Origin of the sequence: Nocardia xishanensis NBRC 101358 (assembly GCF_001613365.1) — a bacterium.
GTDB lineage: Bacteria > Actinomycetota > Actinomycetes > Mycobacteriales > Mycobacteriaceae > Nocardia > Nocardia xishanensis.
In genome coordinates this window covers 1-17021 of record NZ_BDCF01000015.1, presented here as the reverse complement: position 1 = coordinate 17021, position 17021 = coordinate 1, and the positions used below count along the sequence as shown (strand labels likewise).

14 protein-coding genes and 1 pseudogene are annotated in these 17021 nt (G+C 64.7%); 7 read left to right on the top strand and 8 right to left on the bottom strand.

Features of this window, described 5'->3' with window-relative positions:
• The first annotated feature begins 56 nt into the window (after window positions 1-56).
• Window positions 57-2408 carry an arylsulfatase gene (locus NX1_RS14230; RefSeq protein WP_068058542.1) on the top strand — a complete coding sequence of 784 codons (2352 nt, stop codon included), beginning with the start codon at window positions 57-59 and terminating at the stop codon, window positions 2406-2408.
• Between the two features lie 214 nt (window positions 2409-2622).
• Entirely contained in the window at window positions 2623-4230 is a 1608-nt protein-coding gene (locus NX1_RS14225; RefSeq protein ID WP_068058771.1) for an AMP-binding protein, read from the top strand.
• A 388-nt stretch (window positions 4231-4618) separates the two neighbouring features.
• On the opposite strand, the gene NX1_RS14220 is transcribed toward NX1_RS14225, so the two are convergent.
• Window positions 4619-5431 (bottom strand): SDR family NAD(P)-dependent oxidoreductase, encoded by an 813-nt coding sequence (locus NX1_RS14220; protein ID WP_068058540.1) that lies wholly within the window; start codon window positions 5429-5431, stop codon window positions 4619-4621.
• Entirely contained in the window at window positions 5428-6117 is a 690-nt protein-coding gene (locus NX1_RS14215; RefSeq protein WP_068058538.1) for an SDR family NAD(P)-dependent oxidoreductase, read from the bottom strand. Before NX1_RS14215 ends, NX1_RS14220 begins: the two co-directional genes overlap by 4 nt.
• Before the next feature lie 345 nt (window positions 6118-6462).
• Here NX1_RS14215 and NX1_RS14210 point away from each other — a divergent pair, with 345 nt between their 5' ends.
• Entirely contained in the window at window positions 6463-6912 is a 450-nt protein-coding gene (locus NX1_RS14210) for an SRPBCC family protein (protein ID WP_068058536.1), read from the top strand.
• Between the two features lie 268 nt (window positions 6913-7180).
• Here the strand turns inward: NX1_RS14210 and NX1_RS14205 are convergent, their stop codons facing one another.
• The gene (locus tag NX1_RS14205; RefSeq protein ID WP_068058534.1) at window positions 7181-7855 is read right to left on the bottom strand and encodes a nuclear transport factor 2 family protein; all 675 of its coding nucleotides are present in this window, start codon (window positions 7853-7855) and stop codon (window positions 7181-7183) included.
• Between the two features lie 374 nt (window positions 7856-8229).
• Entirely contained in the window at window positions 8230-8988 is a 759-nt protein-coding gene (locus NX1_RS14200; RefSeq protein ID WP_068058532.1) for a helix-turn-helix transcriptional regulator, read from the bottom strand.
• 297 nt (window positions 8989-9285) lie between these two features.
• On the opposite strand from NX1_RS14200, the pseudogene NX1_RS38705 reads away from it, so the two are divergent.
• Both NX1_RS38705 and NX1_RS14195 read left to right on the top strand, forming a co-directional pair.
• Window positions 9286-9485, top strand: a pseudogene (locus NX1_RS38705) (hypothetical protein); the annotation flags it as partial.
• A 91-nt stretch (window positions 9486-9576) separates the two neighbouring features.
• The gene (locus tag NX1_RS14195) at window positions 9577-10332 is read left to right on the top strand and encodes a class I SAM-dependent methyltransferase (protein ID WP_068058769.1); all 756 of its coding nucleotides are present in this window, start codon (window positions 9577-9579) and stop codon (window positions 10330-10332) included.
• A 533-nt stretch (window positions 10333-10865) separates the two neighbouring features.
• Here NX1_RS14195 and cyaB read toward each other — a convergent pair.
• The 4 genes from cyaB to NX1_RS14175 are packed head-to-tail and all read right to left on the bottom strand — an operon-like array spanning window position 10866 to window position 13420.
• Window positions 10866-11432, bottom strand: coding sequence for a class IV adenylate cyclase (gene cyaB, locus NX1_RS14190; protein WP_157119732.1), 567 nt, complete (start codon window positions 11430-11432; stop codon window positions 10866-10868).
• A gap of 8 nt (window positions 11433-11440) precedes the next feature.
• Window positions 11441-12820 (bottom strand): hypothetical protein, encoded by a 1380-nt coding sequence (locus tag NX1_RS14185; protein WP_068058528.1) that lies wholly within the window; start codon window positions 12818-12820, stop codon window positions 11441-11443.
• Between the two features lie 52 nt (window positions 12821-12872).
• A complete protein-coding gene (locus NX1_RS14180; RefSeq protein WP_043704286.1) occupies window positions 12873-13091 on the bottom strand; it encodes a hypothetical protein in 219 nt (72 codons plus the stop codon).
• Entirely contained in the window at window positions 13088-13420 is a 333-nt protein-coding gene (locus tag NX1_RS14175) for a hypothetical protein (protein ID WP_157119731.1), read from the bottom strand. The genes NX1_RS14180 and NX1_RS14175 overlap by 4 nt, the downstream gene beginning before the upstream one ends.
• Window positions 13421-14179: 759 nt before the next feature.
• On the opposite strand from NX1_RS14175, the gene NX1_RS14170 reads away from it, so the two are divergent.
• Window positions 14180-15616: a helix-turn-helix domain-containing protein gene (locus NX1_RS14170; RefSeq protein WP_157119730.1), complete on the top strand. Its 1437-nt coding sequence runs from the start codon at window positions 14180-14182 to the stop codon at window positions 15614-15616.
• 7 nt (window positions 15617-15623) lie between these two features.
• Window positions 15624-16538, top strand: coding sequence for an aminoglycoside phosphotransferase family protein (locus NX1_RS14165; RefSeq protein WP_068058522.1), 915 nt, complete (start codon window positions 15624-15626; stop codon window positions 16536-16538).
• Window positions 16539-17021 lie beyond the last annotated feature (483 nt).

The window sequence follows — 17021 nt, the reverse complement described above, 5'->3', positions numbered from 1 at the left end:
TTATTCTCCAACCCAGCATGTCGACAGCAATCTCCCAACCACGATCGGGGTGCGCGATGGCGACCGATTTCAAGGGCAAGATCGAGCTGGACATCCGCGACTCCACCCCGGATTGGGGTCCGTTCGCGGCGCCGACCGCGCCGGAGGGGGCGCCCAATGTGCTCTACATCGTCTGGGACGACGTCGGCATCGCCACCTGGGACTGCTTCGGCGGCCTGGTCGACATGCCGAACATGACGCGGATCGCCGAGCGCGGCGTGCGGTTGTCGCAGTTCCACACCACCGCGCTGTGTTCGCCCACGCGCGCGTCGCTGCTCACCGGACGCAACGCCACCTCCGTCGGCATGGCGACGATCGAGGAATTCACCGACGGCTTCCCCAATTGCAGCGGCCGGATTCCGTTCGAGACCGCGTTGCTCTCGGAGGTGCTCGCCGAAAAGGGCTGGAACACTTACTGCGTCGGCAAGTGGCACCTGACACCGCTGGAGGAGTCGAATCTGGCTTCGACCAAACGACATTGGCCGCTGAGCCGGGGCTTCGAACGCTTCTACGGATTCATGGGCGGCGAGACCGACCAGTGGTATCCGGAGCTGGTCTACGACAACCACACCACCGCGCCGCCCGCCACTCCCGAGGACGGCTACCACCTGTCGAAGGACATCGCGGACAAGACCATCGAGTTCATCCGCGACGCCAAGGTCATCGCGCCCGACAAGCCGTGGTTCTCCTATGTCTGCCCCGGCGCGGGCCACGCACCGCACCACGTGTTCGCCGAGTGGGCCGACCGCTACGCCGGTCGCTTCGACATGGGCTACGAGGCGTACCGCGACATCGTGCTGGAGAACCAGAAACGGATGGGCATCGTCCCGGCCGACACCGAAATGTCGCCGGTGAACCCGTATCTCGGCACCAAGGGCCCCAACGGCGAACCCTGGCCGCTGCTGGACACCGTGCGCCCGTGGGATTCGCTGAACATGGAGGAGAAGCGGCTCTTCGCTCGAATGGCCGAGGTGTTCGCCGGTTTCCAGAGTTACACCGACGATCAGATCGGCCGGATTCTCGACTATCTCGAAGAGTCGGGACAGTTGGAGAACACGATCGTCGTGGTGATCTCCGACAACGGCGCCAGCGGCGAAGGAGGACCCAACGGCTCGGTCAACGAGGTGAAGTTCTTCAACGGCTACATCGACACCGTCGAAGAGAGCATGCGGTTCTACGACCAGCTCGGCGGCCCGCAGACCTACAACCACTACCCGATCGGGTGGGCGATGGCGTTCAACACGCCCTACAAGCTCTACAAGCGTTACGCGTCGCACGAGGGCGGCATCGCCGACCCCGCGATCGTCTCCTGGCCCAAGGGAATTCGCGCGCACGGCACGGTATGCGACACCTACATCAACGTCTGCGACGTGACGCCGACCGTGTACGAGCTGCTCGGCATCACACCGCCCGACACCGTCAAGGGTATCCAGCAGCAGCCGCTGGAAGGCGTGAGTTTCGCTGCGGCGCTTACCGATCCGCGGGCAGAGACGGGTAAGGAGACCCAGTTCTACACGATGCTCGGCACCAGGGGCATCTGGCATCGCGGCTGGTTCGCCAACACCGTGCACGCCGCGACCCCGTCCGGCTGGAGTCATTTCGACCAGGACCGCTGGGAGCTGTACCACATCGAGCGGGACCGCAGCCAGAACCGCGACCTGGCCGCCGAGAACCCCGAGAAGCTGGAGGAACTGAAGGCGCTCTGGTTCTCCGAGGCCGCGAAGTACAACGGGCTGCCGCTGGCCGATCTCAACATCATGGAGATGTTGGGCCGATGGCGGCCCTATCTGGTGGTGGACCGGACGAATTTCACGTACTACCCGGATACCGCCGAGGTCGGCATCGGGGCGGGCGTCGAGATGCGCGGCCAGTCGTATTCGGTGCTGGCCGAAGTCGCCATCCACTCCTCTTCGGCCGAGGGTGTGCTGTTCAAACAGGGTGCGGGACACGGCGGTCACGTCCTGTTCGTCCAGGACGGCCGATTGCACTACGTCTACAACTTCATGGGAGAAGACGAGCAGCGGGTGTCCGCGCCGGAACCGGTGCCGCTGGGCAGCCACGTCTTCGGCGTCCGCTACGAACGCAACGGCACCGTCGACGGGAGCCACACCCCGCTCGGGGAGCTCTCGCTGTTCATCGATGACGCCGTCGTCGCGTCCCGGCCCGGCATGCGCACCCACCCGGGCACTTTCGGATTGGCAGGCGGCGGAATCGCCGTGGGGCGCAACGGCGGACAGTCGGTGTCGAGCGCGTACACGGCGCCGTACGAGTTCACCGGCGGCGCGGTGGCCAAGGTCGTCGTCGACACGTCGGGTACCCCGTACATCGATGTCGAGCGGGAGCTCGCGGCGGCGTTCTCCAGAGACTGACCATCGGCTCTCCGGCCACGGCGTCGGGGCGGCGGTCACACCGAACGAACCGGAAAGCTTCCGAATTTCTAGAACATGTTCTACAGTTGCCCCTGTCGGCTCGCGGCGCCGGAGCTCAGCTGCCCGAAGCTTCTCCGGCGACGCGGCCGACGTGGAAGTAGAACGCGTTCACAGGGTGCGCGTAGACCATGCCGACGGTCTGCGAGGAGTGGTTTTGCAGTTCAATCTGGCCGATGTCTTCGAGACGGTCGCGGCCGCCGTCCCCGACCGTGTCGCGCTGACCTACGAGGGCGAGCACATCACCTACGCCCGGCTCCGCACCGAAGCCGACAAGGTGGCGGCGCTGCTGTCGCACGCGGGCATCGGCGCGGGAGATCACGTGTCGCTGTTCCTGAAGAACAGCGTCGAACACGTCACCTCCCTGCTCGGCCTGCTCGAGATCCGCGCCGTGCCGATCAACGTCAACTACCGGTACACGCCCGCCGAGCTCGAGTACATCTTCACCAACTCGGACTCCGTCGCCGTCGTCGTCGAACTGCCCGAGCACCAGCGCACGCTGGCCGGGCTCCTCGCGGCGTGCCCGCTGCTGCGGACCGTGATCGTGGTCAGCGAGATCGACGACGAGCTCCGCTCCGCCGCGGCCGCCCGCTCGATCGCGGTGATGTCCTTCGCCGAGGCCGAGAACATCTCCCCCGCAGCGGAGTTCGAGCCCCGCACCGGCGACGAGCTGTATGTGCTCTATACCGGTGGAACCACGGGGTATCCGAAGGGCGTGATGTGGCGGCACGACGACTTCTTCCGCAAGCCACTCTCCGGCGGCAACCCCTACGGTGCGAACCCGCGCAAGGATCTGGCCGAGATCGCCGCCGCCGCAAAAGAATTCCCAGAACTGTCGTTTCTCATCGCCGCGCCGTTGATGCACGGGGCCGCGCTGTATTCGCTGTTCACCTTCTTCACCCTCGGGGCCCGTGTCGTGCTCATGCGCGACTTCGACTCGCGGCGCGTCGTCGAGGCGATCGAGCAGGAGAAACTGCAGGTGATCCTCATCGTCGGCGACGGCATGGGCCTGCCGCTGGTCGACGAGATGGAGCGCCGCAAGGGCGAGATCGACTTCGGCTCGCTGTTCTCGATCACCTCGGGCGGGGCGATCTGGTCGGTCGGCGTCCGCGAACGCATGCTCGCGGTCAAGCCGGATCTGTTGCTGCGGGACAACTTCGGGGCCTCGGAATCCGGCAACGACGGCGCCTTCACCGTCGACGAACAGGGCAACCTGCGCATGCCGCCCTCACCGAGCATGCTCCTCGTCGACGAGGACCTCGCCGACATCGCGCCGGGCAGCGACGAGATCGGCTACATCGCCCGCGTCGGCAACGTCCCGCTCGGGTACTACAAGGACGAGGAGAAATCCGCCCGCACCTTCCGCACCCGCGCCGACGGCACGCGTATGTCGGTGCTCGGCGATATGGGGCGCGTCGAGGCCGACGGCACCATCGTGTTCCTCGGGCGCGGTTCGCAGTGCATCAACACCGGCGGCGAGAAGGTCTTCGCCGAAGAGGTCGAGGCGGCCCTGCACGCCCATCCGTCGATCGCCGACGCCCTCGTGGTCCCCGTGCCCGACGAGCGCATGGGGCAGAAGGTCGCCGCCGTCGTCGCGACCTACCCGGACGCGCCCGCGCTGGAACTGGACGAAGTTCAGCAGCATTGCCGGAAGTCGCTGGCGGGGTACAAGATACCGCGCTCGATCGTCGTGGTGGACGAGGTCGAACGGACGCCGGCGGGTAAGGCCGACTATCGGTGGGCGGCCGAGGTCGCGGCGGGATAGGAACGCACGCGGCCGTGGGCGGCGCCGCCACGCCGACCTCGGTCGATGCGTCCCGCGGGGTGGGTTCAACCACAGTCGGTGCCGCCACGCCAGCCGCGATCGAAGCATCCAGCGGGATTGGTCAACCACAGTCGGTGCCGCCACACCGAAACCCCTTCCGGCAAGCCTCTCGCCAGCTTCACCCGCTTGGGATTTTCCGCATCCGGCTTGAACTCGATCCCCCGATCCGCCACGTCCCGAACGATGCCGGCGCGGCTACGCCCAGCCACCGAAAGAATCGCCACCCGCCCTCGACCCGTGTGACTCAGCAACTCACGCCACCGCCGCATCACCAACTCGGTGTATTGATTCGGCAACGCGAGAGACACCGGCCAGCAAGACATCTCGGTCAGGCGAAGGGGCCGCGGAATTGCTCGGTGAGTTCCCAGAGCCGCTGCGCGGAGACTTGGTCATAGGAAGCGTCCGAGCTGCGTGTTTCGGTGAAGCGGTTGTAATAGGCGCCGTTCGACAGGTTCGGTGTTGTCGCCAGCTGGATTACGGGCTCCGCGCCCTTCCGTGCCGACAACGCCGTCAGATGTAGCAGCGCCACCCGCGCTCGCGGGAAGTCGCGGCCCAGATCCGTGCGTACGAAGCCGGGATGCAGTGCCGCAACGGCCAGTTCCGGATATCGCCGATGCAGTTCGTAGGTGAACAGGAGGTTGGCCAGCTTCGTGCGGCTGTAGACCAGGAACGGATCGAACTGCCGCCCGCTCTGCAAGTCGTTCAGATCGATGCGCACCGGGCCGGACCGGAACATCGACTGCCGGTGACCTTCGGAGTTGACATTGATCACCCGGCCGCCGCCTCGTCGTAGCAATGGCAGCAGGCGTCCGGTGAGCGAGTACGGCGCCAGATGATGGACCGCGAAGTTCAATTCGAAACCCTCTGCTGTCACCTGACGTTCCGGCGTCATCACACCGGCATTGTTGATCAGCACGTCCACACCCTGGAACCGGCTCGCGATCTGTTCGGCGGCGTGGTCGATGTGCGTCGCGACGGACAGGTCCGCGCGCAGGAACCACCCGCCCGTCTCACGCGCCAGCTTCGCGCCCCCCGCCTCGTTGCGGCCGATCAGAACCAGCTCGTGACCGTCCTCCGCCAGCTGGAGCGCCGCCTGCCGCCCCAGCCCGGACGTGGCTCCGGCGAGCACGATCCGGCTCATCGCAGCGCTCCGGCCGCGAGGTCGACGCGTGCCAGACCCAACGCACGGGCGAGCACGCGGTCGCGCAGACGGAAGGGCAGGCGCGACAGCAGCCGCAGCATGCGCGCGTCAGAGCCTGCGACATAGCATTCCTTGGGCCGCCGGGCCTCGGCGGCGCGCAGGATCTGCTTGACCACTCTGTCGACAGGCCCGGCCTTCTGGCCGGCCAGCGCCGCGCCGACAGCGGCGAGTTGGTTGCTGTAGAGCTCGACACGATCCCCGTCGGACATCGTCAGCGCCTTCCGCGCATTCGACTCCGCCTTGGCGAAGATCGTCGTCTCGACCGCGCCCGGCTCGACCACCGTCACCGGGATGCCCCACGGCGCGAGCTCCACACGAGCCGCCTTGGACAGCGACTCGAGCGCCGCCTTGCTCGCCGAGATGGGACCCAGATAGGGCATCGCGGTCCGAGCGCACCACATCTGCGCGAAGGGGCGATGCGGGCCCGCGGCCGCCCATTGGCGCGTGATGCGCTCCAACTTGCCGGGGTCGACCTGGAGATGGATCGCCGCGACACCGTCGGCGGTCGCTTCGAGGCAGACGACGCCGATGACCTGCCCGTCGAATTCGAACAGCGCGGCGGGACCGCCGTTGACGACGGCGGCGTAGACGGCTGGGCGGCCGCCGACGACGGCGCGCGTACCCACGCTCTAGTTGGCCGACAGCCGCTCCATGAGGGTCAGCATCGCGAGCGAGACCGACTCGCGCTGCTCGACGGTGTCGGCGGGTCCGAGCATCGGGTCGCCGGTCAGCATGGTCGGCCATCCACCCGCCCGAGTCCACCCGCCCCCGATCCGCCTGGCGCGTGATCGCGCTACGGCGTCCTCGATCGGTGCGGCAAACGTTATTCAGGCCTGGGATCGTGGGAAGCCGAGAACTCCGAACTCGGCAGGAGTCGAAAGCGGAGTTCACCGAATGACCTGCCCAGTGACTGGAGAAGCCATGAACGATCCTTTCACCCCGGACGCGAAACGCGCCGAGGCAGCGCACCGGTGACGTCCGATTCGGAGCTGAATCCCGCCGCCGTCGAGATCGGCCGTTTCTTCCCGCAACCGCCGGGCATCGTGTGGCGGGCGCTGACCGAGCCGGATCTGCTCGAGCGATGGTTGATGCGTTCGATCGGGTTCGCCGCCACGGTCGGAACGCATTTCATTTTCGCGGTACGTAGCCAACCGACCGGCGAGATCGCGTGCGAGGTCCTGGCGGCTCGGCAGAACGAGCAGCTGACCCTCAGCTGGGTCGATCTGCGAGCCCGATATCCCGCGCGGTGGGTTGTCGATTTGGCGCTCCGGCCGCAGGGCCGTGGCACGCGACTTCTGCTGACGCAGACCGGATTCGACATCGCCGACCGTCGACAGAAGATGGCCCGCAATGTCATGGAGCGCGGCTGGACGATCACCCTGTCGCGACTCCACGAGGTGCTCGACCAGGTCGGAACGTAGTGTCGCCGGGGTCGGTGCGCGGCGCCGTGATCGCAGGCCGTGGGCCAGCGCGCGGTGATCGTCGCGGCATCCCAGAGCGGTGCGGCGGCGAGCGCGTGGACAAGCGCGTGCAGGTCGGTGTAGGTGGTCGTATCGCGGCGACGCGGTGTCCCGCAGACCGGCGTGGGTCGTCGCATCCAGGGCTGACGGCAGCAGCACGGCCGGATAACCACCGGCCGTCTGCTGTTCCCGGAACGGGCTCGGCGTCACGCCAGCCCGCAAGGCGCGGTCAGGACCTGGAAACCGGGCAGCCGTGGGCCAGCGGGCCCAGCAGCTGGTTGTTGTCGTAGAAATGCTCGAGCTCGAGGATGCGTAGATCCTCGGTGACCCTGGCAATCGTGACGCCGAACATCTCGATCGTCGCTCCGGTGGGCTGATGCTCTCGGTACGGGCCGTCGTAGCTGCCCCAGTGCCGCCAGCGGAAGCTGACGGTGGGCGGGCCGGACAGCACCTCCAGCACCTCCCAGAAGAAGCCGTTCGGGAAAGCGGTGTGGAAGATCTTGTGTGAGCTTTCGAAGGTCTCGGCCGCGGCCTCGTAGTAGGGGTTGTCGCCGATCAGGATGTTGTAGCTGCCGATCCGCGCGAATTCCTCCGCATCCTGCCAGGGGCCGCCGTTCACGCGGCCGCGGTAGTGCTCGGCCACCAGCGACACCCATGTCGCCGGATCCTTCTTGTGCGAGACCTCCATCTCGAAGACCCGGACCAGATCCTCGACGATCGCTTCCAGCGATCCCGGCGCGTGTTCGGTGACGCGCTCCCGCGGCACGATCTCATCGGTCAGGTGGTAGTCCGGTGCGCCGTTGCGCCAGTCCTCGGCCGCGGCCGCCGCGACCACGGCATCCCGGCCCTGCAACCAGAGCGGCGTCTCGTCCGTGGTTGTCGAATCGGTTGCGTCAACTGTCATTTCGGTTCTCATCCCGTTGAAGCTATTGGACGCGATGACCGTAACAGTCGGTCGATATGTTGTCGCGGCATCACCAGAGTCACTGCGCTTGAATGCTGTTGAGCACCTGCAATATTCGCGCAACCCCCGTAGCGGGGCATCATCTTGCAGGGTTGCGGATGATCCACCGACGACGTCGGAGAGCTCCGCCGGTCCGCACGAACCTCGGAGCGGCGGACAACGACACGGACTTGCTCAGCAGATCGAGCAAGAGACGGACGCCCGCGCACGCCAGATGGCGATTCCGACCCTGCGGGTCATCGGATCCCGTGCGCCGCCGAGAAATCGCACTTCACCGCCATCGACGCGATGACGGTGACGTTCACCGGGCCGCCCTAGCCGATGTCGCGCCGCACGGCCGGATCTGCTTCCGCGACAAGCGATTCCCGCTCGTCGAATGACGGCTCCGGTGCCGTCCAGCTGCCGAGCAGGCGGATCGCCTCTTCGTCGGCGGCCGCGGCCGGGGTGAAGGTGACAAGGGTGAGGTCGGTGTCGCCGGGCACCGGGAAACCGTGGAACAACAGCGCGATCACGCCGACCACGGGATGACGCACCCGCATCGTCCCGCTGCCCTTCTCCGCCACCCGGTGCGCCGCCCACAAGGTCGCGAACTCGGGGCTCGCGACGGCGAGTTCGACTACGAGAGCGGACAACTCGGTGTCGCCGGGATGACGACCCGCGGCCAGCCGCAGGTAGGTGACGATCGACTCCGCCTTCTCGGCCCATTCGAGATAGAACTCGCGGGCGGCCGGATCGAGGAATACCAGTCGCGCGCCGTTGGTTTCACCGCTCAGGTCCCAGCCCGCACCGGCGAACAGGCCGATACACAGGTCGTTGGCGGCCACCACGTTCATCCGGTGGTCGAGGATGTGCGCGGGCGTGGTCGGCCACGAGTCGAGCAGGCGTTGCAGACCGGGATCGATCAGTGCGCGGTGTTCCCGGCCCGGCGTCGACCGCCGACGGGCGGCCAGCCGGAACAGATGGGCGCGTTCGGTATCGGTGAGGCGTAGGGCGCCCGCGACAGCGTCCAGCACTTCCTCGGACACGGCGCCGATCCGGCCCTGTTCGAGGCGCACGTAGTAGTCGACGCTCATCCCGGCTGACGTGTTACTAGTGCATACTACATGACCAGTGGAAACAACCCGATTGGGCTGTTTCCACTGCGTTGGCTTCTCGAGGATCCGGGTCCGGTTCCAATCTGGACCGGACTGCGAGGCCGCATGAGAATGTCAGTGGCGCGAGCTGGGGAAACGGCGCTATGTGTCAGCAGCAAACCGCATGAGAATGTCAGTCGACGATGACCTGCGGGTTCGTCACTCGATGTCAGTAGGGGCCCTCAGCCCGGTACAGGCGGCGCAGTAGTGCACTCGCCTGCGGTGCGTTCGCGCGCGAAGTATTACGGGCTGGCCGTGAAGCTGCGCCGGTCCGGACAGCGCATCGATGACGAGATCCTGGCCCACATCTCTCCGGCGCACAGCGCCAACATCAACTTCTTCTCGGCCCTACCGGCTACCGACCGCTGCGGGTGCGCGACACCCCCTGTTCTGACCTCATCTCAGCGCTCCGGACGCCTTGGATCGACATCCTGTAACACCCGATAGTGGACGATTGTCGAGTAGTCAGAATGGTTGCCTGACAAGGCATTACAGCGACGCACGTGCGGGCGTGCCAGGATGGGCCGCATGACTCCCGTTCCGGAAGGCACCGCGCTTCCTGCCGATCCCGCCCAGGCGTACAACTACGACAGCATTGCCGAGGGGTATTCCGCAGAGAACGAGACCAGCCTGCTGAACGCTTACTACGAGCGGCCCGCGGTGCTGGGGCTCGCCGGGGACGTGAGCGGTCGGCGGATCCTCGACGCCGGGTGCGGATCAGGTGCTTTATTCGCTGAGCTGCGCGATCGGGGTGCCATGGTGACCGGCATCGACGCGAGTGCTGGAATGCTGGAGGTGGCTCGACGCCGACTGGGCACCGACGCGGACCTGCGAATCGCCGACCTCGCGAACCCACTCCCGTTTCCCGACGACGTGTTCGATGACGTCGTTGCATCCCTGGTGCTGCACTACCTGCAGGACTGGGGGCCGACACTGACCGAGTTGCGACGTGTCCTGAAGCCCGGCGGTCGGCTCATCGTCTCGGTCGAGCATCCTTTCGCCATCTGGGTCACCGAACGCTCGGCTGGGAAGAAGACCGACTATTTCCAGACCCGCGAGCGGATCGAAGAGTGGACCATGGGCGGGCAGTCCGCCCGGTTGCATTTCTGGGACCGGCCGCTGCACGCGATGACCGATGCTTTCACCGCGTCGGGTTTTCGCATCAGTGTCATCAGCGAGCCGCCGCCTGTGCCTGCGGGCCGCGATCTGTTTCCGGAGGTGTTCGGTGAAGTCATCGGCGAAAGTTTCTTGGGTTTCCTGTTTTTCGTCCTGCAGACAGACTGAGCCATTGCGACCTCGCACCAACCGACGAAGCAGCACATCGACGCCGAACGCCCTGCAACGCCGCTGGTCGTGCTGACCGGATCGGTCAGCACAGTTCGGCGGAACGCGCGATCACGCTCCGCATACTGCGCGTTCGGCAGACTTTTACCCGGGCAATCTCTTTGCCCCGGATAACGGGCTGTTATCTGGGCTATCGTCGGACCCGTGCTGCGGCGATCGGACTGCGGCGCAACACGACCCGGCCCCGTTATCCGGGGCAAGCCAGGAGAGGCAGGTCGATGGAGGCGAAGGTGACCCGGCTGCGCACCCCGCCGGCGCGGACTCTGCGCAGCGCCGCCGAGGCGTACCTGGACACCATCGGATCGGCGAACACCCTCCGCGCCTACGGCATCGCGATCGTCAAGACCGTCGACGCCCCTCGACGGCGCCCAGAATCACATCATGGGTGGCGTCGACGAACCACGTCACCCACGGCTTTGTCAACATGATCGGCCTCCCGCGGCATTGCGGTGCGCCGGTGGCGGCCGTTGACCCTAGTGGGCTGCGGCCATGACGAGATCGCGGTAGGGCAGGCCGACGACCGGGTAATCAGCTATGCCGAGTTCGGTTTCGACCTCTTCGAGATGGATGGTTGCGGCGTCGGTTTCTGCGGCGGTGACCTCGGTTTCGACGAAGGTTCCGGCATGGGTGACGGCGTCGATAGCGACGATGACGTCGTCGTGTTCGGGATGCTCGTAGATGGTGCGTGCTTTCTCAACGCGAACGAGTTCGACCATGCCGATTGCGGCGAGCAGTTGGTTGGCGGCTGAGGCTTGGTCGGGACCACTGAGAGCCACGTTGGTTTCGCGTTTGGCGATCACGTCGGCGTAGCTGTGGGTGCTGGCATTTGACGGTGGCTTGTAAGTGATTTCGGAGAACCCATCTCGCTGCCGAATGCGGAGGCACTCAACAGTTTTCATGTAGTCGACATCGGGGCGGCTGTAGTAGGTGTCGACCTCGGTGAGGTGTCCGGCCTCGCGGTATCCGAGTTCGGTGAGCCGCTGGCGGAGGGGACTGGGGTCGGGGAGTTCGCGTTTACGCTCGACCTCGATCAAGTGCATGGGTTGAATCATCCTCTCGTGTGGATGGCGGTGTGAACGCGGGCAAGGCTGGGTTTGGAGCAATGTTGGCGGATCGTTCCGAGTGCCTGCTGTAGGGCCTCGGAGTCGGTGACGGGGATGTTCTGGAACAACACCATCTGTTTGGCGTCGCTGAGTGGGTTGGCGAGGTTCTTGCCGAGGAACCGGTTGTAGTAATGCCGTTCTCGGACGAAGACATCGGTGGGTTGTACCGGCATGAGAACGGACGGCATGCCCTTGTCGGTCTCGGCGGAGTGGACGGCGAATGCCGTCAGTAGCTCGTCGGCGGTGAGGTAGGCGTAGGTTTCGCGGCCTTCGCGCTCGAGCCAGCTACTCCAGATCTGTCCGCAGTCGTTGTTGCCGCGTTCGACGGCTGCGAGGAACAGGTTCAGCGCGACATCGGTGACGGAGTCGAAGATGTCACCGTCGATCACGTGATGGTCACCGTAGGATTCGCTGACCGCCTGGATGTTGGCGCGGTCGTTGGTCGACATCCATGCGCTGTCGGTGAATGCGAAGTGCACGCGCTTGTGGCCGGTGCGGAAGTCTATCCAGTCCCCCGAGAGTTGGCCGTCGAGTATGGGCGTGAACCCCAGGATCCCCGAACGCCATACGTGGTCGCGCAGGGTGATGTAGTGGCGTTGCGCTTCACGGAACAGTCCGATCGGGCCGTGGATGACGGCGCAGACGCGGGGGTCGAGTTCGGAGGCGGCGACGATGCGCGAGTTCTGGCGGACGATGACCTCGTCGTCGTGATGGTGGTAGGGGTGGGTGCCGTGGTGGAGGTAGTGCGGCAGGAACAGGCGCAGAAACTGCAACCATGATGGGGCACTGTAGGACTGGACTGCGGGCTCGTGCAGCGATGGCGCGTCGACGGCGTACACGTCGCGGTAGACGAAGAACCCATAGGGTTTCAGCACACTCGGGAAGGTACGGATCATCGTGTGCAGGCCGCTGTAGGCACCGCCGTAGGAGTAGACCTCGTGCAGCAGCGCCGACGCGCTGATGACATCGACGGGTTCATTGATCAACGTTGCGATGTCTTGCGCCCATCCGCGTATCAGTGCGCACGTACCGACAGTAGTGAAACGGTCAATGGCCTGGGTGAGAGTGTGCGACGTTATGCCAGGTGCCTCGATTAGGGTGAGACGAACATCGCGGGGCTCGGCCACCAGTTGGGATGCCAGGAACGTGACGGCCGCGCCGCCACCGGGGCCGATCTCGATGACGTGCGGGTTGGCATCGGCAACCCGAGCAAGGGCACGTTGAACGAGTAGCCCCTTCTCCTGACCGTGGTCGTTGGCGGCCACGTCGAGGTAGGTTGCCTCGGATTTCTGTTGATGGGCAAATGAGTTCGATGTACCGATCATTGCGCACCGCTGGCCTTTGGTCTGGGAGTGTGGTCGGTCGAGGTGAGGGCGGCTACGGCTCGAGATAGAGGCGTTCATTGGGCAACCTCGTTAGTTCAGCGGTGTCACCAGGGATGACCTGCACCGCATCTGGGTAGTGGTGAGCGCGGAAGTCCTGGATGAACAGGAGCGCGGCGGTGAGGCATGCGGCGAAGTCGAACCGCGCACCATGCAGGTACACGCTCAGATGAACATCTGGATCCTCTGGTAGCGGGGAAGCCTGTTCACTCATGACATCTCCCGTAATCGGTCGGTGCTGGTGCAGGCCACGAACTTGGTTGGCGTGATCAGGTCGCACGCCACAGCGATGGCCCGGACGCGGCTGTTGAAGTGGGCCATGCTCGGCGCGATGACCGCTGTCGCTCCCTTGCCGCGTGCCGTCCCGACAATGAGGACTGTCGGCATGAACGTGTCGTCACCGATGGTGACCAGTCCCGTAAGGGTGTAGCCGCGTCGCTGCGCCAACTCGGCAATCACTCGTTCGTCCCGCAACAGGTGCGGGCCACTGACTTCAAGCGATAGAACACCAATTGCTCTGGGAGCGAGAGTATTCGTGTTCATGGCCGCTCCTGCATCGGCGGCGCGCACCTACGCTCACACATGAGCCGTCCGCCTCCGCACGGGCCGGTACCGACCTGAGCAAGCACGTACCGTGTCGACCACCGCAAGTCCGGATGGCCGGAATGTGCAGCGGGGCGGTTCGATCCAGCGCCGGAACTGCGCGCCTTTGTCGGCTGGCGACGGCAAAGCGACGGTGCCACCGGTTCGCACTACCGAGACGTCGAGGCGATACATCTCGGCGAACAGTCGGACGTCATCGGGGATGTCTGGCCGTATCAAGAATGTCCACCTGTTCTGGCGTGGATGAGATACCACCGGGCCGAGGTTCGAACCCTGCTGCTGCATACGGACTTTCACGGATTGGCCAAGGTGTGCGGGCATGGTCAGCGCCCCGACATGCTCGACCTTCATTACGATTCGGCCGAGTTGAGGTGGGTCGATGTTCGCGGGCAGATCGCATACCCGCCGGTAGAAGTGACAGCGGGACAACGGCGTGTCCCCGAACGGTATGTGCTCCATTGAGTTCAATCCCTTGAGTCGCGTTGCTGCGTGGAGGTTGGCTCGGTGGGTGTCAACTCGCGTAGGGCGTTCATGCAGCGCTCGATCACATCGGCACGGCGGTCAACCGGCCATGGGATAGGCGGACCAGCGAACGGTGTCCGGTCCGGTAGATCTGGGTTCGACATCGTGCCCCCTCAGTGCTGCGAATGTTGTAGGTAGGAGTCGGCATCGGCCCCGCATCGGACGCAGGTTCAGTCTGTGACCAGCCGCACGGAGGTCGGTATATGTTTGATGCGGACAGAAAATCTGTCCGCATCCGAGGCTGCACTGAAACCGGTCCCAAACGACCAGGTCGAAGAGGATGAAGCGATGGTCAAACAACCGCGCGAGCTGGCCGCTATGGAGTCGGCGCAACAGTTCTTCGGCGCGGAACTGCGGCACTGGCGACTGTTACGGAAGATGTCGCTGAACCGGCTCGGCGCTGTCAGTCACGACAGTGGTTCGCTGATCTGCAAGATAGAGAAGGCTCAACGGCGTCCAACACGAGATTTCGCACAGCGAATGGACGAAGCGCTGGAGACCGGCGGTGTCCTCGAACGCATGTGGTCCGACATGAATTCGCGAGCACCACAAGAGGATTCGACAATTTCGTTGGTAGCGGACGAGCCTAACGCGCCATGGGTCGGCTGTGACGTGTTCGATCCTGTGCGCGAATGGTTGGACGAGACTGTTCCGGTCTTTGCCACAGGCGAAAGCCATCGGCGTGTTGGCAACGCCGATATCGAGGTCATGTGGTCGATGTGCGACGTGTTCTCCAATGCGGACCACCACCTCGGTGGTGGCTACGCACGCGCGACTCTCGCGCGGTTTCTCGATGACGTAGTCGGACCGGCGCTGCGTGGCTCTTACGACAGTCGTACGGCGTCCGAGCTGTATGCAGTCGCGGCGCGGCTGTGCGACCTGAGCGGCTTTATGTGTTTCGATTCAGCTCGACAGGGGTTGGGACAGAAGTACTTTCGGCAGGCTCTGCGGCTTGCGAAGGCAGGCGGCAATGCCGCGCTGGGGGCGCATATCCTCACGGACATGTCGATGCAGGCGCACTACCTTAGCCGTAAGAAGGACGCGCTGTGGTTCGGCGCGGCGGCTGTACGCGCGGCAGAGCAATCGGGTTCACCGAGCAGTACCGCGCGGTGCAATGCAGTGTTAGCGCGTGCGCATGCGCTGAATGGCGATATGACCGCTGGCGCACAAGCGATGCTGGAGGCAGAGCGGCGGTTGAACCGGGCACGTCCGGATGACGAGCCGGATTGGATTCGGTTCTTCACTGACCGGCAGTTGTCGGCCGAGTTCATGTATGTGGCGCACGATGGGCGACGTGCTGTGGATGTACAGCGACGCGCACCTGTGGTTCTGGCGGATTCTGCGGGGATGGAGCGTCGGCAAGTGTTGGCAGCGGCGACGCTGGCGGCATCGTACGTACCCGATTCCGACGAGGCCACAACAGGCCAAAGTGTGGAGGTCGAGCAAGCGTGTCGGGTGCTCCTGAACACAATGCGCGTTGCTCGCGGCCTGACCAGCGCTCGCGGTATCGAGTTGATCAACATTGTCCGTCGTCGCCTGGCACCGTACGCTGATCTGGCTATCGTTCAGCAGGTGGAAGACGAGTTTCGATCCACAGTCGCACTAGTCGGGTAGGGCTGGCATGTCGTTGGAGGAGTACGCGGCGCTATCCGCCGCGTGCCAAATCTGCGGGCTCGATCCCGCCGGGGCGGAGCTGATCCACCATTCGAGCAACGCTGTCTATGTCCTGCCACGTCACGGAGTTGTTGCACGGGTCGGCGCCAACGAGGCGGACTTCGACAGGCCGAGACGGACCTACGAAGTAACCGAATGGTTGACCGCGAAGCACCAATTCGGCGCGACGGCTCCGCTCTCCGGCGTCGAACCGGTGCGAGTCAACGGGTGCACGGTCGGGTTCTGGCAGTACTACCGACAAGTGGCCGATACCCCGGAGCTGACCTCGAGGGAGCTCGGCCGTCTTCTCCGATCGCTGCATGACTTGCCCACGCCGACAATCGAACTTCAACAGTGGACCCCGTTGGAATCGCTGCACGGAGCGCTTCTAGTGGACAGCACGGTGAGCGTCATCAGCGAAGACGAGCGTGCGTGGTTACTGAGTCGAATCGACCAGGTTCGCACACAACTGACCGAACTAGATTGGCCATTAGGCGTCGGACTGATCCATGGTGACGCCTGGGCAGGAAATCTTCTGTGGGACAATAGAATCAATCCACCTCGGACGATCCTCGGGGATTGGGACTGGGTCAGCATCGGCCCACGAGAAGTGGACTTGATACCGACATGGCATGCCGCGGTGCGGTACGGACGTGACGAGACTTGGGTTCGGAACTTCATCGAGGAGTACGGCTACGACTTGTCGCCGTGGTCTGGGTACCAGGTGCTGCTGGACATGCGTGACCTTGTTCAGGTAACTGGCCCACTCCGACGAGCGACAACTTCGGTTGAGCACGCCCACCGGTTGCGGCAACGAATCGATGACCTCCGTGCAGGCGACCGGCAATCGTCGTGGAGCCAGTACATTCCGGGCAGACTTTAGACCAGCGCAACTGTGTTAGCGGTCTTGTTGCTGCGAGGGTGGCGTGTTGCTTTCGGGCGGTGGTCAATGCGTGGGGAAATACGGGGGGAAATACGGGGGGTCATCAAAAGGCCCCACTCTCTCCAGGGGCATCCGCAGCTCACACGGTGTATCCGCGTGTGGGTGTTATCCAGGATTGTCTATTCATACATAGTGAATAGACATCCGTGCTCGGCGCTCGCTGGTGTCTGCCGGAGTTCTCGCTGATCGCGTGCTCGGTGCTCGCTACCCTGTCTCGCCTGTCATGGCGGTGCCCCGTGCCACCGTGGCGGATGCTGTTCGGTGGGGGCAGCGGACCGCTTGGTCGTCGCCGCGAGTGGGCGAATGGGTGGGTGCGGCGATGAGATTTTTTCCGTGGCACCTTCGATGGTGGGGTTGCGTGCCCTATTCGGTGAAGGAGTTAAAACGACCCACCCGCATACGGTGTATCCGCTGGTCACCGCT